We start from the raw sequence: 22,825 nt of genomic DNA, 5'->3' as shown, positions 1-22,825 counted from the left end.
CATATTAGTCAACATTCATAGACCGCGCTCGACAAGCGTCGCCCCACTGGCGTGACGATCGCAGTTTCTGTCAATTTCGGATTTCTATCCAAACTGGCGCATGATCACTCGCGTGCGGTAGCGATCGGACAGACTTGTCGACGCCCCCAGCTACCAGATCGTCGACCAACGATGCGCTTAGCAGGAAATGGTCGATGCGAAGGCCGGCGTCGCGAGCGAAGGCGTTCCGGAAATATTTCCAGAATGTGTAGATGCGTTGATCAGGATAGAGATGCCGGATCGCATCGGTCCAGCCCTGCGAAACAAGATCAGCGTAGGCCGCCCTCACCTCGGGCCGGAACAAAGCGTCGTCTCGCCATCGCTCAGGGGCGTAAACGTCGATATCGGTCGGCATGACGTTGAAATCACCTATCAGCGCGCTTGGAACATTCAGTTCCAGAAGCTCGGCAGCATAGCTTTTAAGGCGCTCGAACCAGCGAAGCTTATAGTCGAATTTCGGGCCTGGCGCCGGATTGCCGTTGGGAAGATAGATGCACCCGATGATGATGCCGTCGATGACCGCTTCAATATACCGGCTATGCGTGTCGTCGGGATCGCCGGGCAGTCCACGCCTGGTTTTTACAGGCTCCTTCCCTTTGGCCAGGATGGCGACACCATTCCAGCTTTTCTGGCCATGCCAGATGGCGCCATATCCCGCCTTCTCAAGCGCGCGTCGTGGGAACGTCTCGTCAGGTGTTTTCAGCTCCTGCAGACATGCAACATCCGGCGAGGTTTCCTTCAGCCAACGCAGGAGAACATCGAGCCGGCCATTTATACCGTTGACGTTGAAGGTGGCGACTTTCACAGCCAATCAGAGCCCGGTGCGGCGGTTGCGCGGTCACAGTCGCCGGCCTTTGCCTCGTAACAGCAATCGGCGGAAAGCAAGCCGCCGTCGTCGACGCTGCCCGCAAACTGTCCCTTCTCACTGCGTCGAGCGTAGCGTTCCTCGGGGTTGCCATCGGTGAGCTTGCGCTTGATCATGTCATTTCATCCTCCTGGCTGCAGTACCATTCACAACGCATGTCGCGACAATAAGATGCATTGAATCAAAGGCCCGTTCTTGCTTGGAAAGCGCGAGACCAGGATATCCAGCTCTCTGGAATCGGTGCCGCCTTCACAACGTTTCGAACGGCAACCGTTGAATGTTCGAACGTGGCGTAATGGAATCCGGCGGGTCAATATGCTCATCCGCTATGCCCCGTCCTCCATACCCACAATCGGCGAGCGCAGGAACTATCGTTTTTGTCGTGCGTTCATTCGTCGGACGTGGTCGCTAACGTCCCTCTTCGTCACACTCGCCCGCTTTTGCGGGCCTTTTTTTGTACACATACTAGACGGCTTCGAGCCCGATTGCGCTCGTGACCAGGTTGCGTCCGCCAAGTGACACCCTTTCAATTGGGCAATGCCGATGAGGCGCGTGCCATCCACCCACCGGAACCGTACGCTCGTGTACAACGCTTTCGCAAGAGAGCGTCCGAAATCGTTAGAGGGGGCAGGACCGGCATTTGTGAAGCTGCAAAAAATGTGGGGAGAATTACCCGAAAGAGGCAATTCGATTTGGCGGGTTCTCATGTTAGAAAAAACTAACGCGGCAGTTGTATTTAGTCGTCGCGAGTTGGGCGGGTCGCATCGGCGGATGCGGCCTGTCTCGTTTTCAAGCCCACCTTCGAGGGCCGGCTGATGTCCGCAAGCGTCGCAATCCAGCTCCTCCGGCTACGGAACTGCTGAGCCGTTTTCCACGGCAGGTGGATCGCACATCGAGGCCCGCCGCACCAAACAATGAAAGCCTGAGCCTCAGCCACGATTGCGGGTGGCTCTCGCCGCAGGGCCCATCGTGATGTGGGAATCGGACTGGCCGAGCTTCATCGGCGCCGTGGCTCACAGTGTTAACGACGTTGAGGAATCGTGACTCGACTCATCCCTGACCGAGATGGTTCTATTTAAGAAAAGGCTGGGGAGTTGGTCGATGGGATATGAGTGGGATGACGCCCGCGAGCGCCGGGCTTACGCTATCAAGGTCGTCTCGATAGTGCTAGCATCAGCTGTGACAGCAGGAGTTCCAACTTGGATCGTTGCAAAAGCCATGGGGCTTTGAAAGCGTAGCGATCAATCCTCAGTGGAAGGGCTGGGCGATACCCGCCGTGAGGCTTGCATCTGTTCTGTTGCCTATCGCGTCGGTATCGGGCAGCACGCGACGGCTACGCTGAAATTTCGTGCGTGAAGACGCTCCCGCGGCGACACGACCACCACTATGAGGCGAGGTCAACGGAGTTTTGATTGTCGGTGGGATCAAATTGGAGCCGGAAACCTTCTAGTCCGAGCTTAACGGCGCCCCGATCTGCGCGATACCGGGATCGGGATCGTGGGCCGCGCACCAAAATCGGTATTTCGAGCCTTCAAGGCAAAGAAATTCGCAGTCAAATATGATTGCAGTCTTCATGATCACCGTCGCTCTTAGGCGCGCCCCTTGGTCGCAAGAATATATGTTGCCATGAAACCGACGACGATCCTTGGGCGACCAACTCCGGCGCCGAAACAGGTTAGGATGGTCACGCCGTCATGGTGCAGACGGGCGGTCACAAAGTTTGCGATAATTCATTGCGGACTTTTTGCACGCCCTTGGTTTGCCGAGTAACTTCCGCGGCCCTGGAAATTTCGGCGCTGCCGGAGACCCAGCCGGAAAGAGTGATCTCAGCTCCGTGAGCCGACACGAAAATATAGGTTGGATCGATATCGGCGGCACCTGCCAAGGCGTCGTAAACGGCCGACTCGATATCGGTCGCTTCCGGAAGTGCGGTTGGGGCGCGATCTATCAGATCTTTTCTATCGACTGACATAACCTTGTCTCCAGGAGATGTAACGGGCTATCGACGGATGTCCTCTACCGTCAGTGTGTAATTGTTTCTGCGGCTGCGGTTATAGGCTTTGGACGCGGCCTCCAGAATCGATGGGCGCTCGGCGTCGAACGCATCGAGGCACTCAATCTCGGACCGACTAGGTTGGTCCGTGGACCGCAGAGCAGTCGCTTCGACCAAAAATCGGACTTCGAACATTCCATCGTAGCCCAAAAAGCGGACCCCCTTCCGATTTTCGTCGAAACTGCGACTTCTATTTGGGAAGCTGAGGGGCATTGCCACTTCTCTCCATCAGGGTTTGTTTGTGTTGTTACTTGTTTACGAGCAGCCGGGGATGCCGTGGCAGGCATTGGGTTTGAGCTCCCGCGGCCCGAGCCCCATTCATCGAAGGCTTCAGACCACGTATGACCGGCACGGAGGCTTGCTCGCTTCGATTGAGAAGCGCAAACAGCAACCCGGCCTCACCGACTTTTGTCGCGCTCAGAATGACCGCGAGGTCTTCGATCGGGTGAAGTTCATAAACGCCGGCTTTCGCGAGGACACGATCAATCGCGCTCATAGCGGCGGTCGTAAGCTGATTGGAAAATTTAGGGGACGACATTACCGTCCTCCTGTCGGGGCTTCGAAAATCCGAAAGATGGCGCCCGTTCCAACACGCCACCATCGCCTTTATATGGGGACGCCGAGCGGCATTGCAACGACTGCTTGGATCAAATAAAAATTGCACGAGCCGGACAGAGTTCAATTGCCGGTCGCCGGGAAGCTTGCATTCGCAGCTTTGTGGGACGCATGCCTGTCCACTTGCCTGCGCGCTCGACCTGCAACGGTCGCCGGATATCTCCTAACTCGGAACCTACGGAACCTTGGGCCGTTTCATCAACGCAACCGAGGACAAACAATGACTAAGACGGCAAAAACGACCAATTCGAACCTGGAAAAGGATCCTGAAGACTGGGTCAGTGGCGACGAGCCTATGACCGGAGCCCAGCAATCCTATCTGAAGACGTTGTCCGAGCAGGCGAACGCCCCGGAGCTTTTCTCGGTGAAACTGACGAAAGCGGAAGCCTCGAAACGGATCGACGAACTCCGCTCGAAACTTGGCCTTCCGGACCGATGAGACCTTCAGGCACCGCACTGTTGCACACTTAGTTTCGGTCTCGGTGCCCAGTAGCGTATGACTGCCCGCGAGGACGATAATTTTCCTGAAGAGCTGACCCATCGCGGTCAATGATAACACGGCGATCGGTGAACTCTCCGGCCTGGCAAGGCTTGGCCCCTCTGAATAGCGTCAGACGTTGCTCAAAGGCAAAATGGCGCGTTAAATAGGCCCTTGAGAATTTCGGCTGAGACCTGACATGTGCGGACGCGTATTCATCAAAACCAATCTCGAAAGCATGATGAATGCCTTTGCTTTCGCCGATCGCAAAGGCGCGCTCGGCCTGGCCAACCAGTTCCCGCGGTATAACGGCGCCCCGTCGCTCGACTATCCGATCATCATCAGGGAAATGGTCCTCGAACCGGATGTCATGGGACCGGTGTTCGTCAGCGCCGGGTGGGGCTTGATACCTGGATGGATGAAACCGGGAGGGCGACCGCAGGTCAATGTCCGCTCAGAAGGCATCGCCAGGAACAGCAAATTCAAGGTTGCCTATCGCGCTCGCCGCTGCCTTGTTCCAATCGACGGCTTCTTCGAATGGAAGGACATCTTGGGCACGGGTAAGAACAAGCAACCGTATGCCGTCGCCATGAAGTCAGGCGAACCCTTCGCACTTGCCGGCATCTGGGAAGCTTGGCGCAATGCAGCCGACGTCGATGTCCGCACCTTCGCCATCATTACCTGCCCGGCGAATGCAATGATGGCTGCGATCCACGACCGTATGCCGGTCATTTTACATCCAGAGGACTACGAGCGCTGGCTGTCGCCGGAGCCGGAGCCTGATGACCTGATGAAACCGTTCCCCTCCGAACTGATGACCATGTGGCCGATCGGCAAAGCCGTAGGCTCACCGGAAAACGATACCCCGGACATTATCGAGCAGATTAATCCTGATCCAGAACCGCCGATGTTGTGAGAATTCCTACGGCGTGGTGGCTGCTTCAATGATGCAGGGCGTTTGACCTCGACAGGTTTGCCACGCCCGCGGCTGGCCGCGCTTGGTCGCAACCCACCCAATGGATGTCCGGCGCGGGCCCTCGTCGCAACAGGAAATTGCCGCCGTTGCGCTTCTGCTGTTCGGTAAGTTCGCGGCTGCCACGCCCTTCGTCCTGGCCCATTGACCCAGGTGCCCGAAAACGACTAATTAAGCGCTTGCTAATTTTATGATGTTGAAGCAACCTCTAAGGTTCGCCCCGTTCGTGGGCTTCGCTGCCTTTCAGCGAAAGGAGGTTCTATGTCTTCCGACATCCATTACATGCCATACGGCCGCCGCGCGGAACAAGACGGCAAATGGACGGTATTTGACACCGTCACCGGCTATCCCGCCACGATAGGATGCAAGCAACTGACTGATCTAACTGAAAAAAATGCCACTGAACTGATGGATATCCTCAACCGGAACACTGTTGGGTCCAAATGGCAACGCCTTCCCAGATATGCAATCCAGGGACTTCCACCACGGATAAGCGGCAACGATCTCGACCAGAAGACGCATTCGCCGTCGCCCTAGGCATCAGTGATCGCTTTTCGTAAACGATGTCGTCTCGCTACCACAGCCGATTGGCCATCAGTTCAAACGTCCACCACCAGGTCAGACGCCTTTCATTTTTTCAAGATGTCGAACCCCCGGCAATGGGGTGCGGCAGCAGCCCGAGACATCTGTGAGCGCCCGCTGAGGGCCAAACTCGTCCGCCGCGCGGAAAGCCGCTTCTCTTCCGGTGCATGTGCGATGATGAGGAGCGCTGCTGCAATTCGTTGCAATCAGGCTGGGCCTCTTCATAGTCCGCGTCTTGCCAGGGATGCCAGACGTTCTGCTTGCATCGCTCGGCGGTCCATCGTTAACCTACTTTTCTGGCGAGGGGCAGGATATGAGTAACAGACGTTGGGATCACCCCATAATGATCATCTGCAGGAGGACCGGGCAACTCTCGACCATTGCATCCACAGCCGAGGCGCTCGATGTTCTTACGAATTCTTGGCCGGTGGCGGAGGGGAAGGCATTCATGGCCGCGTTGCTGATCTGCTCCGACGTCGAAGCCGGCATCCGAGAGCCTGACGAAGCCCGCGCAAGCTTCATCGCAGCAGCGAAAGAAGCAGGTGTTCCGTTCGACACTATGGACGGTTAATGAAAAGGATGCATCCTGAAGCACGCGCTTGACTAGGCTTTATCAGACGACGGCGTTTCGCCGCTAAAACCAGGCTTCCGGTGACGGCAATGAGATAGTCGAGCGGCTTTGTTTCGCTTGGCAAGCTTGGCGCTCTAGCGGTACTTCACCGCTTTCCTCGCCACCCGCGGGCATTTTGTCGCGCCGCCTTGCTTCGGCGATTGCTTCGTCCAGCACCTGGTCGATCAAGAAACACAATATATCCGCGGCGGGCTCTTTGTCTGCCATGGCGCGCCGGGCGCACTGCATCGATAAGTTGGAATTCGCTCACGGCCCAACCCTCCCCAAAAGGTTGAGTACTTGTCATGATCTCAATATGGGAACCACAGTCGCGTTTCATGCAAATCAACTGCCCGGCTAGGACCTAAGTCCCGCCAATATTCAGACTTCGGTCCAATATCATCCGCATCAAGCATAATGCATGGTCTGAGTGACCCGAAGTGCGCATTGTGCGCGCGAAAGGTTAGGGCTCTCCTCGTGCAGCCAGGGAGGGCCCTCAATTTGTACTGCGTACTCCAAGTGTCGCAAAGCCCCGAAGGCAGCAGCGGCACAAGGTACGGCCAGGGCTCGCCTTAGCCCACCCATCCGAAGGCGAGCCCTCGTCGTAACCTCCGTCAGCGACGGATGCCGTCCGGTCCAACCACTGCTTGATGCATCCGCAAGATCTGTCTTCCCAGACGAAAGCGTCCTCCCGGTTAAAGGGAGACGGTGTGATGCAAGTGAGACAAGAAAACCGAGCACCTTTGCTTTCCGAGCCGGGCAGCATCGGCGGCGACTAGTGCAATTGAACCGTCCGTGGCCGGCAGAACGATCCTCAAATCGAACCGAGCACGAGAAAGAGAGCGGCCCAGAACATATTTCACCCTCCGGTGTGTTCGCTGGCCTGATGGGCGACTGAGGATCAGTCCGCTAGCCCTGCACTTTGTCTTCAATCACCTGAAATCCCGCGTCTTCACCTTGATCGCGTCGAGATGCAGATAAGGGTCGAGGATATCCCGCGGTTGCGGCCCTTTCGGCAATCCACGCGGGTCGGGTCTCGGCGCGCCATGATGAAACTCGTCCCCGCGCCCATGCGGTAGCGGAAAGGCGGCGTCGCGGTCACCAACACTTCCAAGATATGAGGAGAGATCGGTCAGCCGGTGGGCGACGAGATGCACGACCTCCCCTTCCCGCTGGATGCGGCCGTAGACGCCGAGCATGCCGGCGCCAAGCACGATGCGTCGGTATTTCTCGAAGGTTTTGACCCAGACGACGAGATTGGCAATCCCGGATTCATCCTCGATGGTGATGAACATGACGCCCTTGGCCGAGCCAGGGCGTTGGCGAACGAGAACAAGGCCCAGCCGCCTCGAGCCATTTGCCGTCGCGCGCCTGCATCGCTTCCCGACAGGTGACAATCCGGCGTTTCGCCAGATCCTCCCGCAGAAACGAAACCGGATGGTTTCGCAGGGCCAACCCGACATGGCCGTAGTCTTCGACCACCTCGCCGCCCCTCAGTGGAAATCCCATAATCCGCGCACCCCTCGTTTCATCCCCAAAAGCATTGGAAGAACATGAAACAGGCGTTCATTGAAATCCTCCAATCGACCGAGGATGAGCGCAGGGCGCTCTTCTCAGCCGTGGCCTCCGATTTGGAAACGCGGGCTGAGAATATTGAAAAGGACCTCTATGTCTGTTGGGTGCTCGACTTCCTGTTCAATCGGCGTCCGGCTGACCCCGTTCGCCTTTACTTCAAGGGCGGAACCAGCCTCAGCAAGGCCTACGGCCTGATCCGCCGTTTCTCGGAAGATATCGACATCGGCATCTACAAGGCGGACCTCAATGCACCACTCGAAGCCGATATCGCTGCTCTCCCCTCGGTCAATCAGCAACAGAAAGCACTTGCCGAGCAGGTCGATGAGGCTGCCCGGCAATATATCGCTGGCCCCCTTAGAGATGTGCTGAGCAAGGAAATCGCCGTTGTCGAAGACGAGACCGGACAGAGCGGGCATTTCACGCTCGACTTCGGTTATGACACCTATCGGAAGAAGGAAGCACTCGACATTCTGGTGAGCCCGTATCGCTTCGCGCCTGTTCATTCCATCGAACTGCTTGCAAAATCGACGAGAATATTTGCAGACAAATGTATCGCGGGTATCGAGCCCGACCGGGAACAATCCCTCAAGAATTTGATGCGGTCGTCGGCATTGGCGACGGTCTTTGTTCCCAAGCACCAACTACCGCGAGGGGTCCGCATGAGTCCAAATAATAGTGGTTTCGCCTCACTGAAAACTCGCATGAGACCATTATTAGCACAGAACAAATTAGGAAAAACCGTTAGGGGTCATTTCGAACAAACCGATATCCGCCAGACTCCAGCCTGATTGCGGATGCTTGATTCACAGAATCCAGCCTGATATTTCGTATCCAACAATCATATTATAGACTGAGTCATATGCATTGATAATCAGTCTGTATACTGATACATCATGTCTCATGATCAGCTTACAGTCTGAGGGCAATGGATGAAGAGCGACAGTCGAAAGAGGGGGCGCCTGCGCCTAGATGAACGACTTCGAGCGCTCCAACCAATCGACCGGTTCAGGGCGCCGCCGAAGGGATGGGTGCGCGCGCTACGCGACGCGCTCGGGATGACCGGCGCGCAGCTCGGCACACGCATTGGCGTGCGACCTCAAACTGTTGAAGCCATCGAGAAGTCGGAAGCCGCAGGCACGATCCAACTCAATACCTTACGTCGCGCAGCTGAGGCGCTGGATTGTACCCTCGTCTACGCCCTCGTTCCAAACAGTTCGCTTGAGACTGTCATCGAGGCGCGCGCGAGGAAAATCGCAACGCGCGAACTCCAGCGCGTCGCGCATACGATGCGGCTCGAAGCTCAGGGCACGGACGAGGCGGATTTCGAATCCCGCGTCCAGGCATACATTCGCGATAAACTCTCCGAGCGCGACCTCTGGAAAGAGACATGACGGACCTTTTTCAGGAGCCTGAGGACGCAACACCCCTTGAACCGGATGAGCAAGAGGGACTGCTTCAGACATGGATCACGCACCGCCGTGATCTCAACGAGGCGGAGCAGGAAAACATCGTCGAGGGTGCGGCCTGGGCGCGCGGCCGCCGGCGCGTATCGATTGATCGAATGCTCAGCGAGGACTTCATGCGAACATTGCACAAGCGGATGTTTGGCGACGTCTGGGAATGGGCCGGCACGTTCCGAACGACGGAGCGCAACATCGGCGTCCAAGCCTACCGTATCGGAGTGGAGCTCGCGAGCCTGTTAAGCGACGTCGGCTATTGGGTTGAGCACGAGGCATTTCCGTCGGACGAGATAGCGGTCAGGTTCCACCATCGCCTGGTCGCAATACACCCGTTTCCGAATGGAAACGGCCGTCACGCTCGCTTGGCGGCCGATCTTCTGATCGAACGCCTTGGCGGCGAGCGTTTCAGTTGGGGCGGCGGAACTCTGGCCGATGTCGGTGAACTGCGCACTCGCTACGTCGCAGCCCTTCGCGCAGCAGACAACCATGATATCGCGCCGCTGCTAGAATTCGCGCGCAACTGAGAGGCGGCGCCGTTCGCCTTGAAAGGATCTGAACCGCTAGCACGTTCCTCAATTCGAACAAGCCTCTGACAAATATGAGAAATCTTGGGCGCAGGCCCGATTATAAAACCTATTTCTCAGTCGATCTGCTTCTAGCGGTGAAACGCTAAGCGTCGAGCCGATCGCGCGCCCCTTGCCAGAGAACCTTGCAATCCTCTAAATCACGACGCTGGAGCCGACACCCTGCCCGACACCCCGAATATAGCGACAGCTCTGTCTCCTGTACGTGTCGGTCAGTTGGCAACGCGGAGCGTGAAGCTCGTGTTCAGGTCCGTCGGCGCTATGCTGAGGTTTCTCAACACCTGAACGATGTCCATCAACATCGCGGTATGCGTCGACGCGGCAGGAACACAGTAGAATTTGCCAAGGTAAGTTAGGGAGGTGTAGCAATCGTCGACCTTATCGCTGACGACGCTCAAGTAACGCCGATCGTGGCCGAGCAACTGCCTTGAAGGTTTCGAATAATAGCCATTAAACGGAATATTTGGGTCGCGCAGATATTGCCCGAGATACGATAACACGCCGATCGGCGAGCGCATGACGAAATCGACCTTTACGAGCCCTACAGTCCCGTAGTCCAGGGTGAACTTCGGCTTTAACGGCGTGGTGGAACCGCAAATATTTTGAAACTCACGGGTCGCCTGCAGCTGGTAAATGTCCCCCGCGACTGACGGCTCATAACAGAAGCGCCCCGGGGCACCTGAGGTCGCAGCCTTATCCGAGGTTGAAGGCACGAGCTCGGCAGATAGTCCGTTGCCGATAAGGTTTTGAAGCATTTGGACGAAACGCGAATAACTACATTCGCCGCTGGGGAGATATAGCCTGCTGATGTCGTCGCGAGACATCATAGCTGCGCAGCCCGAGCCGTCTATGCTCGGATCATTCCTAAGCAGCACTCGCCGGCCGTTTGGCAGCGTCACTGTAAATCCGTCGAGCAGAAGCATGAGAACGGCCTCGCGCGCTTTCACCGCGACCAATTGCGCGACAGTTCTAACAGAGACCGGCGACACCATAGCGTTTTGAACCGAGGTCGACAGAAGCGGATTGGACTCAATGATGACACACCGCTCGTTAGCGAATTGGTGATCTTATAACGCCGTCTGCCGCCGTTTGCTGCGGCCCGATCGAGATTGTCGGCAAGCCAGTAGCTAGACTTTCGGTCTGACCCCCACTCACTTTGGCAACCGCCATGAACAAGCGAGTTTGACGGACTTCCTGGCGACACGGCCGAGGCCTCCTGAAAGGGCGGAACGCCTGCGGAGTTCCCCGGACAGCGTATGGAGGCGGCGAGGTCTGATCCAGCGCGCAGGCGTGCGGCCTGCGGCCGGGAGAGTCAGGCTTGGAACAGCGGTGGCAGGCATTGTCTCCTCAACAATCTGCCGCTTACCAGTGGAGTGCTGCGGGAGACAGGAGTATCCTGGCTGCAATTGCGGTGGTGTCGCCCTACGGAGCGGCGCTTGAAAACACAACGCCGCGAGAAGCCGCTTGCACGGCATTCTTGTCTAACGCCGAGCGAGGTACAGATGACCTCGCCATCACCCGATATCGGCGGCGTCGCAGAGAGGGCGCGTGGCGAAATCCGCTATCGCTGGAAGAGCGATCAAGGCTAGCTAGGGAGGTTGGTTTCATGTTTATCGGCAGCAAAGAAATGTCCCTGGATCGACGGCACTTCGTTTACGGTGGCGCCGCCGCCTTTAGCGCCATAGCCGCCGCACTGGTGGGTGGCGGTAGCCCGGCGCGAGCCCAAACCTACCGGGCCGACGAGGGAAAGGAGTTGGCGCCGGGTGTCCGGGCTGTGGAGCTCGGCAAGGGGGCTGCGATGATCCCCGGCTACAAGACAGTCTCGCTCATCGATCTCGTGTTTCAGCCGCGGTCGAACCTGCCTGTCGGCAGCATGCCCAACGCTATGATCTGCCATATCACCGAAGGAGAACTCATGGTTCTGCAAGACGGCAAGGAGTTCCAGGCCAAGAAGAACCACGTGTGGACCTGCGCCGAGGGCACGAAGGAGGGCGCCCGCAACGACGCAAGCGCACTTGGGGTTATGCGGATTGCCAACCTGCTGACCGCATGACGCACCGGGCGCCAAAAGGCGCTTCGGTGCCGACGCACACGCGCAACGCGTTCGCCCGCCTTGTCGGCGCCACCCTTTGCTTGGATGGAAATTGATCGGCGCGGCCGGTTTCGACAGCATTTTTTAACAAATTGAGCTCTCGACGTTCCGTCGGGCCAGCCCTGATCCTCCTTGATGTCGCTATGGTTTTGCAGGTGCGGCTTTTAAAGCATGCCGGCGCGGCGACATTGGCACGGTGCCAAGTCGAACAGGGACAGCTCATTTCCTCGGATGAAATCGGACGTACCTGCGAACTACTCTGTTGAAGTGTCGTCGTCGCGGTGTTCGCGAATGGCGTCAAGTCTCTTCAAGAAGTGGCCGAAGGCCTCGTCGGTGTCTGAAGGCACGGCAAATGTCGGCAGCGATTGCAACTGCCGAACAAGAGCTTTGTCAGTTTCGTACGGCAGATACTGCAACACGGCCGGGTCGTCGGGTTCCGATGTCATGCGGCCGAAACGGGAAACCGCCGCGATTGTTCCGCCAACAGGCCGATTTATATTACTAATTCTAACGAGGGCGTTCGGCAGGCTGCTATTTTGCGGGAATTCCTGCTTTTAATTTCACTTCCTTCGCGGGCCGTAGAAGGCCAGGAGCCGGCGCCAAGGCGATGCACCCAAGCGAACGCTCCATCGTGCGTGGCAGGATGTTCAAAAGGCACCCTCGGATCAAGAAGGCGGAAACGCCGAACGCTTCATGCCCGTCTGGCATGTGCGATCGTGTGGCCGCTTGCTGTCCCAAAGATATCAGATCCGTTTTTCACGACCTCAATATATCGGACACCTGCTGAGATTTTCTAGTTGAGATTGCAGCCGGAAGATGGTCCTATGCGAACGCGCGTAGCTGTGTCCCCAAGCCCTCCCTCGATTTTTAACCCGAGCGGCCCATGTCGATTTCAGATACGATCTACCGTCCCTTCGAGACGCTGGTCCGGCCGCTCGACATTCCCTACCGCCCGCTGCCCTCCGAGGGTCCGGTCGCGGTCCTTCTGCACTTCATCTCGATGTTCCGCGGCGTTCTGATCGTCTTGGCGCTTTCCTCGATGGTGGTCGAGGCCATCAGCCTGACGATCGTCTGGGGGCTTTCGGTCATCGTCGACGGCGTGACCGCTCAAGGCGCCCTCGCCTTCCTCCACAGCGAATGGCCGTTGCTCGCCTTTCTCGGCCTCCTGATCTTTCCGGGCACGCCGGTTGCCTCGTTCCTTGTAAACACCCTCACCTCGCATACGCTGGGCGTCGGCATGCCGGTCGCCATCCAGTGGCAGGGTCACAAGGCGGTGGAACGGCAGGATCTCGCCTTCTTTCACGAACTCTTTGCCGGACAGGTTGCCTCGCGTCTGTCGCAGGTGGCGTCCGCCGTCCAGCAGCAGATCATTGCCGCATTCCAGTCCATCCCGCGCTTCCTGCTGCAGATGGTCGGCTCGATGATCCTGCTCAGCACGTTGTCCTGGCAGCTCGCCTTGCCGGTCCTCGTCTGGATCATCCTCAACGTCGCGCTTGCCGTCAGGCTTGCGCCGATCTTTGCCGAACGCTCGCGGCGCACCGCCAAGCAGCGCAGCCTCGTCGCCGGCGCCATCACTGACCTCTACAGCAACATGCAGACGATCAAACAGTTCGCCGCTGAAGACAGCGAGGCGGGCGCCATCCGCCACATCCTACAGAAGGCCGTGCAAACGCAGCACAAGGAACAACGCATCTACCGGACGTCGGAACTGATCGTTGTAGCGCTCAACATGGCGCTCTGGCTGTCGATTCTTTCGATCGGTTTCTCGGGCCTCGTCAACGGCTTTCTCACGGTAGGCGAGTTCGTTGCGGCGGTCTACATCCTCCACCGATTGTCCGGGCACACCTTCACCTTCCTGCAGATGGGCCAGCAGATCTTCCAGGCGATAGGCACCATCAAGGACGCCATGCCGGTGATGACGACGCCGCCCACCATCATCGATGGGCCGGACGCGGCCGAACTGACTGTCAACAGTGGGGAGATCCGTTTCGAGAATGTCCGCTTCGCCTATAAAACCGGCAAGCCGGTGATCGATGGGCTGTCGCTGACGGTGCGGCCCGGCGAAAAAGTAGGTCTCGTCGGCTTGTCTGGAGCGGGCAAGACGACGCTGGTTAGCCTGCTGCTGCGCTTCTACGACATACGCGACGGCGCAATCTTGATCGACGGACGGGACATCCGCACGGTCGCGCAGGCAAGCCTGCGCCGCGCAATCGGGGTCATCGCACAGGACGTCTCACTGTTGCACCGTTCGGTCGGTGACAACATTCGCTACGGCCGGCCGGAGGCGACGCAGGACGAAATAGAACAGGCAGCAAGAACGGCAAGGGCCGATGCGTTCATTGCCGATCTTACGGACGGCGAAGGCCGCAAGGGCTTTGACGCCTTCGTCGGCGACCGCGGCATCAAGCTCTCCGGTGGCCAGCGCCAGCGTATCGCCATCGCGCGTGTCCTCTTGAAGAACGCGCCCATTCTGGTGCTCGACGAGGCGACCTCCGCACTCGACAGCGAATCTGAAGCAGCCATCCAGGAAAAACTCAATCTGGTCATGGAGGGAAAGACGGTCATTGCCATCGCGCACCGCCTTTCAACCATCACCAGGATGGATCGAATCGTCGTGCTCGATCAGGGGCGCATCGTGGAAGAGGGCAGCCCGGACGAACTGGTCGCACAAGATGGCCTATTTGGCCGTCTTTGGAAACGTCAGACAGGCGGCTTCATTCCTGAAGACATCATTTGACCTTTGCGGGCCTCGCCTGCGAGCTGGCGGACCACTGCTGCAGCCGCGCAGGGTCTGTGCAGTCGCCTCCCGGCGCGTTGGCAGACAAAGCAGGCACCGACGCTTCGGGTCGTCCAATGCCGCGGGTTTACAGGTCAATGAGTCGTTGGGCGGTGAACTTGTCGGTGACAAGCATGTCGATGACCCCAATCCGAAGGGCGCCGGCGATGGCGGCGGTCTTCTTAAACCCACCGGCTAAGGCAATCACGCGATCCACACGTTCGAGGTCTTCGAGCGGGATACCAATAACGCGCTCGTCGAGCGGAGTCTTAACCGCCTTACCGTTGCTGTCGAAGAACCGGAGCGAGATATCGCCAACGGCTCCGGCTTCAGCCAGGTCGGAGAGCTCCCGCGACGAAAAGATGTTCCCCGACCGCGCAAGGAGTTCGGAGGGTTCGACCGCTCCAATTCCGACAATTGCAAGTGTGATGCTGCCGAACAGGTCCATCGTCTCACGGACGAACGGATCGGCCTGCATGAGCAGCTTGGCCTCTCGCGAGGTCGTCACGCCCTGCACCGGAAGCAGCTTCGGCTCCGCGCCGGTCAGACGCGCCAGTCGAGTCGTCAGCTGAGTGGCATGTGTCTGTACCGAGGGATCGCCCATGCCCCCGAGCGTCTGGACGACATATTTCGCCTGGGCGCTTTTCTGCGGATGAATGTTTTCGACCATCTTGAAGATGGTCTGACTCCAACTCGAAACTCCAATGATCTCGCCAGGGGCAAGGGTGACCTCAAGGAGATGGGCAGCTGCTTCCCCAATCCGTGCCATGACCGCGCCGTCTCGATCCTCGCTACATTCGACGACGACGGCTTCGGGTAGTCCGTACTTCTCCCTGAGAGCGCCCTCAAGCTCACTGTACGTACCGGCAGGAGGAATGACGCTTGTCCGAACGATGTCCTCGGCCTCGGCACGTTTGAGCATTCGGGAGACCGTGGCCTGCGACAGGCGAAGATGCTGCGCTATCTCAGCCTGCCGTCGCCCCTCGATGTGGTACATCTGGGCCACTCTTGACATGAGGCGGAGTTCGTTGAGGCGAGCCATGGCTGATCCCGGTGGGAATTTTTATTCACCTTTAGCCATTGTTTGGCGCGACGTCGAGCGGGCGAGAGCATCATTCCAGGTATTCAGGAGCGCTGCCCGGTCCACAGGTTCCGGAGCAATGATCTGCGTGCTTCTGGGTAATCCAGCGATGACTTCAAGATCGCGCCACAGTCCAAGCGACAGTCCGGCCAGATATGCGGCGCCAAGGGCCGACGCCTCGGGGGCCTCGCATTGGATGACGGCGTGTTCGACAAGGTTCGACACGCACTGCATCAGGAAGCGGTTTTGGCTTGGTCCGCCGTCGACATAAAGGGCGCCGAGTTCACCGCCACTCTGTGCTCGCATTGCCGCGATCACGTCGTGGACCTGAAACGCGATCGAATCGGTCACCGAACGTGCCATCTGCGCACGCGTCGTACTGAAATTGATCTGAGAGAAAAGCGCGCGAGCGTCAGAGTTCCAGTAAGGTGCGCCCAGCCCTACGAAGGCTGGCACGAATCCTGGTCCGCCTGCTTCGGCGGTCGCCGCGAGGTCGATCAGCGTAGCGACGTCCGCAAGGCCGAGAATGCCGGCCATCCATGGAAGGCTCGCAGCAGAAACGAGGATGTTACCTTCGAAAGCAAAAGTCGGCGTTCCGCCGATGCGCCAGGCGACGGTGGTCGTGATGCCGTTGCGTGGGGCGATGAACCGCGGAAGGGTCGTCATCACCGAAGACCCCGTTCCAAAGGTTATCTTTCCATCACCAGGTTCAAACGCCCCGTGGCCGAACAGGGCCGCATGGCTGTCCCCGATCGCTGCCCTGATAGGGGTGCCGTCCGGTACACCCTTTAGCCCCTTTGTTGTCCCGAAATCGGCAGAACTGTCGAGCACCTCCGGGAGGAGTGCGGTATCGACACCGAAAATTTCGCCGAGCTCCTTGCTCCAGGTCTGCTCCTCAAGGTCGAACAATTGGCTCCTGGCGGCGTTCGAGGCATCGCACACGTGCCGGCATGCGCCGGTCATGCAGTGTACGAGCCAACTGTCGATCGTTCCCAACCGCACTTGTCGGCCGCTCGGCACACGATCAAGCAACCATCGGAATTTCGAACCTGGGAACATTGGGTCGAGGGGTAGGCCCGTGAGCGCCTTCACGCGACCCAGATGTCCTTCGGCGAGAAGACGCTCACAATCAGGTGCCGTGCGCCTGCATTGCCAACTGAGGACCGGTCCGAGCGCTTCTCCCGTCTCAGCATCCCAAACCGTGACCGACTCGCGCTGATTGGAAATTGCAACAGCCGCAATGGTCACGTCCGGGGCCGCTTTCAGGCAGACCTCGATCGCCTCGCAAACAGACGTGTAGAGACGGTTCGGCTCTTGTTCGACCCAGCCGGGCTTCGGATAGGAAATCCCCACAGCCGCCGCGCCTCTGCCGAGGACTTCGCCCTTTTCGGAAACCAGAACTGCCTTTGAATTGGTCGTGCCCTGATCGATCGCCAGAATAGCGAGCATCGTATCCTCCACAAATGAAAAGTCCGGGGCGGCTGAGCGCCCCGGCTCGATCGCGTGCAACCGGGTTACTTGCGCTTGATAAGCACTTGGGCAGCATCCGCGATTGCCGACGGGGCCATGCCGAATTCATCGAGAAGGAACTCAGCCGAACCGGTCGGAGCATAGACGCCCGGAACGCCCAGGCGCTTCATCGGAACAGGCGCATGATCGACCACCACCTCGGCGACTGCAGAGCCCAGCCCGCCGAAAATCGAATGCTCTTCTGCCGTCACAATCGCTCCGGTTTCCTTGGCAGCGGCAATGATGGCATCCTCGTCTATGGGGCGAACCGTCGCGAGGTTGAGGACCCTGGCCTGAATGCCACGTTGCGTGAGGATTTCGGCAGCTTTCAGCATGCGGTGAGTCAATGTGCCGTTCGCAATGAGTGTGACGTCGAAACCTTCGCGCAGAAGATTTGCCTTGCCAAGCTCGAACTTGTGACCTTCTGCAAGAAGGTCGGGCACGCCCACGCGCGAAAGCCTCAGGAAGCATGGCCCGTGGTAGGTCGCCGCCCACTCGACGGCCGCGGCGGTCTCGATGCGGTCGCAGGGCGCAATGACAGGAAGGTTCGGCAGCACTCGCGTCCAGGCGAAATCCTCGATCGAATGATGGGTCGGACCGAGCTCGCCATATGCCATTCCAGAGGAGATGCCGACGAGCTTAACATTCGCGTTCGAGTAAGAGATGTCCGCCTTGATCTGTTCAAGCGATCTTCCGGTCAGGAACGGAGAGGCGCCGCAGACATATGGTAGGTGCCCGCCGTTGGCGAGGCCTGCTCCAACGCCGACCATGTTCTGTTCCGCGATGCCGACGTTGACCAGGCGCTCGGGAAATTTCGACCTGAAGCCGCCAAGCTTCGACGAGCCTACCGAGTCATTGCAGACCGCTACAACTTTCTCGTTCTCGCTCGCCAGGCGTTCGAGCGTCGCTGCGAACGCGTCGCGGCAGTCGTAAAGCTTGGGTGCGTTTACTGGGGCGTTCATGACAGTGCCTCCGACAGTTCTGCCACTGCGATTTCGTATTGTTCCTTGTTGGGAACCTTGTGATGCCAGTCGACACGATCCTGCATGAACGAGATCCCTTGTCCCTTGTTCGTGTGCGCGACAATGCAATGCGGACGGTCGCCTCGATATTCGAGCGCAGGAACGATCTCGTGCATATTGTTACCGTCAATCTCGGTCACCTCCCAGCCGAATGCTTCCAGTTTCGGACGAAGTGGAGCGATGTCGTTGGTGTCGGCCAGGGCCGCACCCTGCTGGAACCTGTTGTGGTCGACGATCAACGTCAGGTTATTCAGCTTGAATTGGGCGGCTGCCATGATTGCCTCCCAGTTGGAACCCTCCTGCATCTCGCCGTCGCCGGTGACAACGTACGTATGATACATCGCGCCGGAGAGCTTGGCGGCCTTCGCCATGCCCACCGAAACCGGCAGGCCATGGCCGAGCGGACCGGTATTCGTTTCGACGCCTGGAACCTTGTTGCAGTTGGGATGTCCATTCAGTCTCGAGTGCGGCTGCAGAAAGGTGGAAATCTCCTCTTCGGGAATGAAACCGCGCTTTGCCAGGGTTACGTACAGGGCGCACGCCGTATGCCCCTTGGAAAGGACGAACCTGTCTCGATCGGGATGCTTCGGCTGGTCCGGCCAGACTTTGAGGACGCGGAAGTAGAGGGCCGTGAGGATGTCGATGACCGACATCTCGCCGCCGATGTGGCCGGCGCCTGCTTCAAAAACTGCCCGAAGATCGCGCAATCGGATCTCGCGAGCGAGGCGCTCAAGTTCTGTGGTATCCATGGATTCCTCATGTGCATAAATATTCAGTAGGCAATATTTTTGCATATGATGTCGTTTAGTCAAGCCCCTTGCGCGAAGATCGCACACCGATGGCGGCGGACAAATGCTGTTGACAGCCGCAAATCAACTTGTTAATGAATTTTCCGACGGGCGTGAATATTTATTCTTGCCTGCACAAATATTGGCTACCAGCTAGACCCAGGGAGGAACGATGGTGGCGCTCGACATCAATGAACAGAGGCTTTCATCCGGCACCTGGGTGAACAAGCTCAAGGGAGCCACTGGCCCGCTCGTCGGGTTGCTCGCGCTTTGCGTCTTCCTGAGCTTCAGCACAGACGCGTTTCTCTCGGTTCGAAACGGCCTCAATATCCTCGATCAGATCACAGTCCTTGGCATCATGGCCGTTGGAATGACCTTCGTCATCCTCATCGGCGGCATTGACCTGTCGGTCGGTTCGGTTCTTGCCCTTGCGATGATGGTCATGGGCTGGACTGCCAACATCGCCGGCCTTCCGCTTCCCGTCGGAATCGCTTTCGGTCTGATCGCATCCGCCTTTTCGGGGCTGATCGTAGGCCTGCTGGTGACGCAGTTCAGAGTTCCGGCGTTCATCGCCACTCTGGCCATGATGTCCGCGGCTCGCGGCGTCGCAAACATGATCACCGACGGTCAGCAGATCGTGGGATTCCCTGACTGGTTCATGATGCTCGCAATCGATCGGCATTTCGGTGTGCTGACGGCCACCGTCTTTCTGATGCTTGCCGTCGTCCTTGCCGCTTGGCTGTTCCTGCACTTTCGTTCCGAAGGTCGAATGCTCTACGCCGTAGGCGGAAATCCGGAGGTCGCCCGCCTGGCGGGCATCAACGTCCAGCTCGTGACGATCGGCGTCTATGTAATCAGCGCAGTCCTTGCAGGACTAGCAGGCATCGTGCTCGCGGCCCGCCTGGACTCGGTCCAGCCGTCCAGTGGCTTTGGCTACGAGTTGGACACCATCGCTGCAGTCGTCATCGGCGGGACTTCCCTCTCTGGCGGCGCCGGCGGCATCGGGGGGACGCTCATCGGTGTTCTCATCATCGGCGTCCTTCGTAACGGTCTCAATCTTCTCAATGTCTCGCCGTTCCTTCAGCAGGTGATCATCGGCATCGTCATCGTGCTTGCGGTCGGCGCGGAGACAATTCGTCGGCGTCGCGCCTGACGAGCCGGCCGCCGAGTTGGGCCGATCCACGAACTCCGTCCCCAAGGGTTGGGGCGGATCAATACCCCGAGGGGGAGGAATTACCCGAGGGTTCCATCAAACAACGGAGGAATTAAGATGAAAATTGCGCGCACCATGCTCGCGTCTGCCGCACTACTTGGTCTCACGCTCGGGCCCGTACATGCGGCGGAGCTGAAGAAGCTCGGCCTGGCCGTTGCCAACCTTCAGGCAAACTTCTTCAATCAGATCAAGCAGTCCGTCGAGGACGAAGCCAAGAAGCATGGCATCGAAGTCGTCACGGTCGACGCGAAGGGCGACGGACCGACGCAGGTCAACCAGATCCAGGACCTTCTGACCCAGAACATCGACGCACTGATCTACATTCCGGCGGGTGCGGCCGCAGCGACCGTTCCGGTCAAGCTTGCCAAGAATGCCGGCGTTCCGGTGGTGAACGTCGACCGAAACGCCGACGGAGCACCCGGCGACACTTTCCTTGCAACGGATTCCGTCGCGTCCGCCAAGGCCGTCTGCGACTACATTCTCAAGCAAGCCGGCGGCAAGGGCAAAATGGTCATCATCCATGGCCAGAAGGGCACGACCCCGGAGGTCGACCGCTCCAAGGGGTGCGCTGAATCCCTCAAGGCCAATCCGGACGTGAAGGTTGTTGCCGAGCAGTACTCTAACATCTGGAGCCAGGACGAAGGATTCCAGATCATGCAGAACATGCTCCAGGCAAATCCCGACGTCTCGATCGTATTTGCCCAAGCCGACGCACTCGCACTTGGCGCTGCGCAGGCAATCAAGGTCGCCAATCCCTCCCAGAAGATCGTGGTGGGCGGCTTCGATGGTGACACAGCAGCCCTCGAAGCGCTCAGCAAGGGTGTCTTCGACGTGACTGCAACGCAGCAAACGCAGAAGATGGGACGCGACGCGGTCGCAAATGCCGCCAAGCTCGTCGCCGGGGAGAAGGTACCGCCGGTACAGCTCTTGGATGCCACGCTGACGACCAAGGAAAACGTCGCAGGTTTCATCGCGAGCCACCCGTAACAAAGTCGAGGTCTTGAGGAGGCGTGCCGTGACCGATCCGGTTCTTTCCCTGAGGGGCATATCCAAGCGATATGGATCGCTCCAGGTTCTGAGGAATGTCAGCCTTGACGTCTATCCGGGCGAAGTTGTCGCACTTCTGGGTGAGAACGGAGCGGGCAAGTCAACGCTTTCCGGCATCATCGCCGGATCACGCACGCCCTCCGAAGGATCAATGACATGGCTGGGACAGTCTTATGCCCCGGCCACCCCAAGGGAGGCGATCGACAAGGGTGTCGTGCTGATCCACCAGGAGCTGCAACTCCTTCCGCAGCTTTCCATCGCAGAAAACGTCTTCATCGGACGCTGGCCCATGAAGAACGGCGTCGTCGACCGCGCCCAGATGGTTCGCCGTGCAACGGAGCAGCTCGCTCGCCTGAACCTTCATATACCGGCAACGCGGAGAGTCGCCGGCCTTTCGACCGCAAATCAGCAGCTCATCGAGATCGCAAAAGCGTTGGCTCTGAATGCCAAGCTCCTGATCCTGGACGAGCCGACCGCAGCACTCGGTGGCGCGGAGACGGAAGCTCTTTTCGAACAGGTCCGAAAGCTTCGGTCCGAAGGCGTGGGGATCATCTACATCTCCCACCGCATGGAGGAGATCAGGCAGATTACCGACCGTATCGTCGTGCTTCGCGACGGGGAGCGCGTGCAGGAATTCGCCGACAGCGCGACGCCCGTGCGCACGATTGTCGAGAGCATGGTCGGACGTTCGCTCGACCGTCTGTTCCCGACCCTGCCCGTTGCGAGGGACCATACGGTACTTCAGGTATCGGGACTGAGTTCTCCGGACAATTCGTTCCGCGACGTTACCTTCGACGTAAAGGCAGGCGAAATCCTTGGAATTGCCGGACTGGTCGGCGCCGGCCGCACGGAACTTGTGCGGGCCATTTCAGGAGCGGATCCGATCGGTGCCGGCGTCATCAAGCTGGAAGGCGAAGAACTCAGGCTCCGCGATCCTGCCGACGCGATCGCCAAAGGCATCGTAATGGTTCCGGAAGATCGCAAGGACCAGGGCCTGGTGGTCGAGCACCGGATCGGCGAGAACATTATCTACGCCAATCTCGACATGTTGGGTGGGCGTTGGATTACACCGCGCGTCAAGCGCGCGTTCGCGGAGAAGGCGGTTGCCAAGTTCGGCGTAAAGGGTCGCGCAGAGCAACATGCTTCGGACCTGTCCGGCGGCAACCAGCAAAAGGTCGTCATCGCGAAATGGCTCATGCGCAATCCCAAGGTCGTGGTCCTCGACGAACCCACGAGAGGCATCGACGTCGGCGCCCGAGCGGGCATCTACGAGATCATCGTCAATCTTGCAAAACAGGGCGTAGCGGTCATCGTCGTGAGCTCGGACCTCGAGGAAGTTCTCGGCGTCTCAAATCGCATTCTCGTGCTTGCCCAGGGCAAGCAGGCAGGCATTCTCAATCGTGACGAGGCAAACGACGTCTCGGTCATGGAGCTCGCTACAATCTAAATAGACAGAGAAAGGA

22 protein-coding genes and 3 pseudogenes are annotated in these 22,825 nt (G+C 58.6%); 13 read left to right on the top strand and 12 right to left on the bottom strand.

The genetic code is table 11. The annotated features are described in order from the left end of the window. Positions 1 to 70: 70 nt before the first annotated feature. The 6 genes and pseudogenes from xth to BLP23_RS16605 form a co-directional block, all read right to left on the bottom strand. Positions 71 to 844, bottom strand: coding sequence for an exodeoxyribonuclease III (gene xth / locus BLP23_RS16630; protein ID WP_092586126.1), 774 nt, complete (start codon positions 842 to 844; stop codon positions 71 to 73). Then, the gene (locus tag BLP23_RS16625) at positions 841 to 1,020 is read right to left on the bottom strand and encodes a hypothetical protein (RefSeq protein WP_092585909.1); all 180 of its coding nucleotides are present in this window, start codon (positions 1,018 to 1,020) and stop codon (positions 841 to 843) included. Before BLP23_RS16625 ends, xth begins: the two co-directional genes overlap by 4 nt. Before the next feature lie 1,325 nt (positions 1,021 to 2,345). Beyond that, positions 2,346 to 2,479: pseudogene (locus BLP23_RS34565) on the bottom strand (exonuclease); the annotation flags it as partial. 136 nt (positions 2,480 to 2,615) lie between these two features. Further along, a complete protein-coding gene (locus tag BLP23_RS16615) occupies positions 2,616 to 2,876 on the bottom strand; it encodes a BON domain-containing protein (protein ID WP_092585907.1) in 261 nt (86 codons plus the stop codon). A gap of 27 nt (positions 2,877 to 2,903) precedes the next feature. Continuing rightward, positions 2,904 to 3,170 carry a DUF1488 family protein gene (locus BLP23_RS16610; protein ID WP_092585906.1) on the bottom strand — a complete coding sequence of 89 codons (267 nt, stop codon included), beginning with the start codon at positions 3,168 to 3,170 and terminating at the stop codon, positions 2,904 to 2,906. Between the two features lie 34 nt (positions 3,171 to 3,204). Then, the gene (locus BLP23_RS16605) at positions 3,205 to 3,495 is read right to left on the bottom strand and encodes a hypothetical protein (protein WP_092585905.1); all 291 of its coding nucleotides are present in this window, start codon (positions 3,493 to 3,495) and stop codon (positions 3,205 to 3,207) included. Between the two features lie 297 nt (positions 3,496 to 3,792). Here BLP23_RS16605 and BLP23_RS16600 point away from each other — a divergent pair, with 297 nt between their 5' ends. The 4 genes from BLP23_RS16600 (at position 3,793) to BLP23_RS16585 (ending at position 6,176) form a co-directional block, all read left to right on the top strand. Continuing rightward, on the top strand, positions 3,793 to 4,011 hold the full coding sequence (locus BLP23_RS16600; RefSeq protein WP_092585903.1) for a DUF3072 domain-containing protein: 219 nt from the start codon (positions 3,793 to 3,795) through the stop codon (positions 4,009 to 4,011). A 238-nt stretch (positions 4,012 to 4,249) separates the two neighbouring features. Continuing rightward, positions 4,250 to 4,966, top strand: a complete 717-nt coding sequence (locus BLP23_RS16595; protein ID WP_092585901.1) for an SOS response-associated peptidase — start codon at positions 4,250 to 4,252, stop codon at positions 4,964 to 4,966. A gap of 318 nt (positions 4,967 to 5,284) precedes the next feature. Next, entirely contained in the window at positions 5,285 to 5,560 is a 276-nt protein-coding gene (locus tag BLP23_RS16590) for a hypothetical protein (RefSeq protein ID WP_092585900.1), read from the top strand. A gap of 358 nt (positions 5,561 to 5,918) precedes the next feature. Beyond that, positions 5,919 to 6,176: a DUF982 domain-containing protein gene (locus tag BLP23_RS16585; RefSeq protein WP_092585899.1), complete on the top strand. Its 258-nt coding sequence runs from the start codon at positions 5,919 to 5,921 to the stop codon at positions 6,174 to 6,176. Between the two features lie 971 nt (positions 6,177 to 7,147). Here the strand turns inward: BLP23_RS16585 and BLP23_RS33190 are convergent. After that, positions 7,148 to 7,706: pseudogene (locus tag BLP23_RS33190) on the bottom strand (OB-fold nucleic acid binding domain-containing protein); the annotation flags it as partial. A 62-nt stretch (positions 7,707 to 7,768) separates the two neighbouring features. On the opposite strand from BLP23_RS33190, the pseudogene BLP23_RS16570 reads away from it, so the two are divergent. The 3 genes and pseudogenes from BLP23_RS16570 to BLP23_RS16560 form a co-directional block, all read left to right on the top strand. Beyond that, positions 7,769 to 8,278, top strand: a pseudogene (locus BLP23_RS16570) (nucleotidyl transferase AbiEii/AbiGii toxin family protein); the annotation flags it as partial. A gap of 441 nt (positions 8,279 to 8,719) precedes the next feature. Beyond that, positions 8,720 to 9,181 carry a mobile mystery protein A gene (locus tag BLP23_RS16565; RefSeq protein WP_092585896.1) on the top strand — a complete coding sequence of 154 codons (462 nt, stop codon included), beginning with the start codon at positions 8,720 to 8,722 and terminating at the stop codon, positions 9,179 to 9,181. Beyond that, positions 9,178 to 9,774: a mobile mystery protein B gene (locus tag BLP23_RS16560; protein ID WP_092585894.1), complete on the top strand. Its 597-nt coding sequence runs from the start codon at positions 9,178 to 9,180 to the stop codon at positions 9,772 to 9,774. The genes BLP23_RS16565 and BLP23_RS16560 overlap by 4 nt, the downstream gene beginning before the upstream one ends. 272 nt (positions 9,775 to 10,046) lie before the next feature. On the opposite strand, the gene BLP23_RS16555 is transcribed toward BLP23_RS16560, so the two are convergent. Continuing rightward, positions 10,047 to 10,757 (bottom strand): hypothetical protein, encoded by a 711-nt coding sequence (locus tag BLP23_RS16555; protein WP_139187073.1) that lies wholly within the window; start codon positions 10,755 to 10,757, stop codon positions 10,047 to 10,049. Positions 10,758 to 11,270: 513 nt separating this feature from the next. Here BLP23_RS16555 and BLP23_RS33715 point away from each other — a divergent pair. The 3 genes from BLP23_RS33715 (at position 11,271) to BLP23_RS16540 (ending at position 14,663) form a co-directional block, all read left to right on the top strand. After that, on the top strand, positions 11,271 to 11,423 hold the full coding sequence (locus BLP23_RS33715) for a hypothetical protein (RefSeq protein ID WP_167363911.1): 153 nt from the start codon (positions 11,271 to 11,273) through the stop codon (positions 11,421 to 11,423). A 17-nt stretch (positions 11,424 to 11,440) separates the two neighbouring features. Next, positions 11,441 to 11,887, top strand: a complete 447-nt coding sequence (locus tag BLP23_RS16550; RefSeq protein ID WP_233426729.1) for a hypothetical protein — start codon at positions 11,441 to 11,443, stop codon at positions 11,885 to 11,887. Between the two features lie 922 nt (positions 11,888 to 12,809). Beyond that, positions 12,810 to 14,663 (top strand): ABC transporter ATP-binding protein, encoded by a 1,854-nt coding sequence (locus BLP23_RS16540; RefSeq protein WP_092585889.1) that lies wholly within the window; start codon positions 12,810 to 12,812, stop codon positions 14,661 to 14,663. Positions 14,664 to 14,790: 127 nt separating this feature from the next. Here BLP23_RS16540 and BLP23_RS16535 read toward each other — a convergent pair whose 3' ends face one another. The 4 genes from BLP23_RS16535 to BLP23_RS16520 form a co-directional block, all read right to left on the bottom strand. Next, the gene (locus BLP23_RS16535; protein ID WP_092585887.1) at positions 14,791 to 15,744 is read right to left on the bottom strand and encodes a sugar-binding transcriptional regulator; all 954 of its coding nucleotides are present in this window, start codon (positions 15,742 to 15,744) and stop codon (positions 14,791 to 14,793) included. A gap of 21 nt (positions 15,745 to 15,765) precedes the next feature. Further along, positions 15,766 to 17,232: an FGGY-family carbohydrate kinase gene (locus tag BLP23_RS16530; RefSeq protein ID WP_092585885.1), complete on the bottom strand. Its 1,467-nt coding sequence runs from the start codon at positions 17,230 to 17,232 to the stop codon at positions 15,766 to 15,768. 65 nt (positions 17,233 to 17,297) lie between these two features. Then, positions 17,298 to 18,254, bottom strand: a complete 957-nt coding sequence (locus tag BLP23_RS16525; protein WP_092585883.1) for a transketolase family protein — start codon at positions 18,252 to 18,254, stop codon at positions 17,298 to 17,300. Then, positions 18,251 to 19,063, bottom strand: a complete 813-nt coding sequence (locus tag BLP23_RS16520; RefSeq protein ID WP_092585881.1) for a transketolase — start codon at positions 19,061 to 19,063, stop codon at positions 18,251 to 18,253. The genes BLP23_RS16525 and BLP23_RS16520 overlap by 4 nt, the downstream gene beginning before the upstream one ends. A gap of 211 nt (positions 19,064 to 19,274) precedes the next feature. Here BLP23_RS16520 and BLP23_RS16515 point away from each other — a divergent pair, with 211 nt between their 5' ends. The 3 genes from BLP23_RS16515 (at position 19,275) to BLP23_RS16505 (ending at position 22,809) form a co-directional block, all read left to right on the top strand. Beyond that, on the top strand, positions 19,275 to 20,255 hold the full coding sequence (locus BLP23_RS16515) for an ABC transporter permease (RefSeq protein WP_092585879.1): 981 nt from the start codon (positions 19,275 to 19,277) through the stop codon (positions 20,253 to 20,255). Positions 20,256 to 20,372: 117 nt separating this feature from the next. Continuing rightward, positions 20,373 to 21,302, top strand: coding sequence for a sugar ABC transporter substrate-binding protein (locus BLP23_RS16510; RefSeq protein WP_040115964.1), 930 nt, complete (start codon positions 20,373 to 20,375; stop codon positions 21,300 to 21,302). 28 nt (positions 21,303 to 21,330) lie between these two features. Then, a complete protein-coding gene (locus BLP23_RS16505) occupies positions 21,331 to 22,809 on the top strand; it encodes a sugar ABC transporter ATP-binding protein (RefSeq protein ID WP_092585877.1) in 1,479 nt (492 codons plus the stop codon). Positions 22,810 to 22,825 lie beyond the last annotated feature (16 nt).

This window comes from Rhizobium mongolense subsp. loessense, assembly GCF_900099775.1.
Classification (GTDB): domain Bacteria; phylum Pseudomonadota; class Alphaproteobacteria; order Rhizobiales; family Rhizobiaceae; genus Rhizobium; species Rhizobium loessense.
The sequence above is the reverse complement of the archived record's forward strand: the minus strand, read 5'-3'. Positions and strand labels throughout refer to the sequence as shown.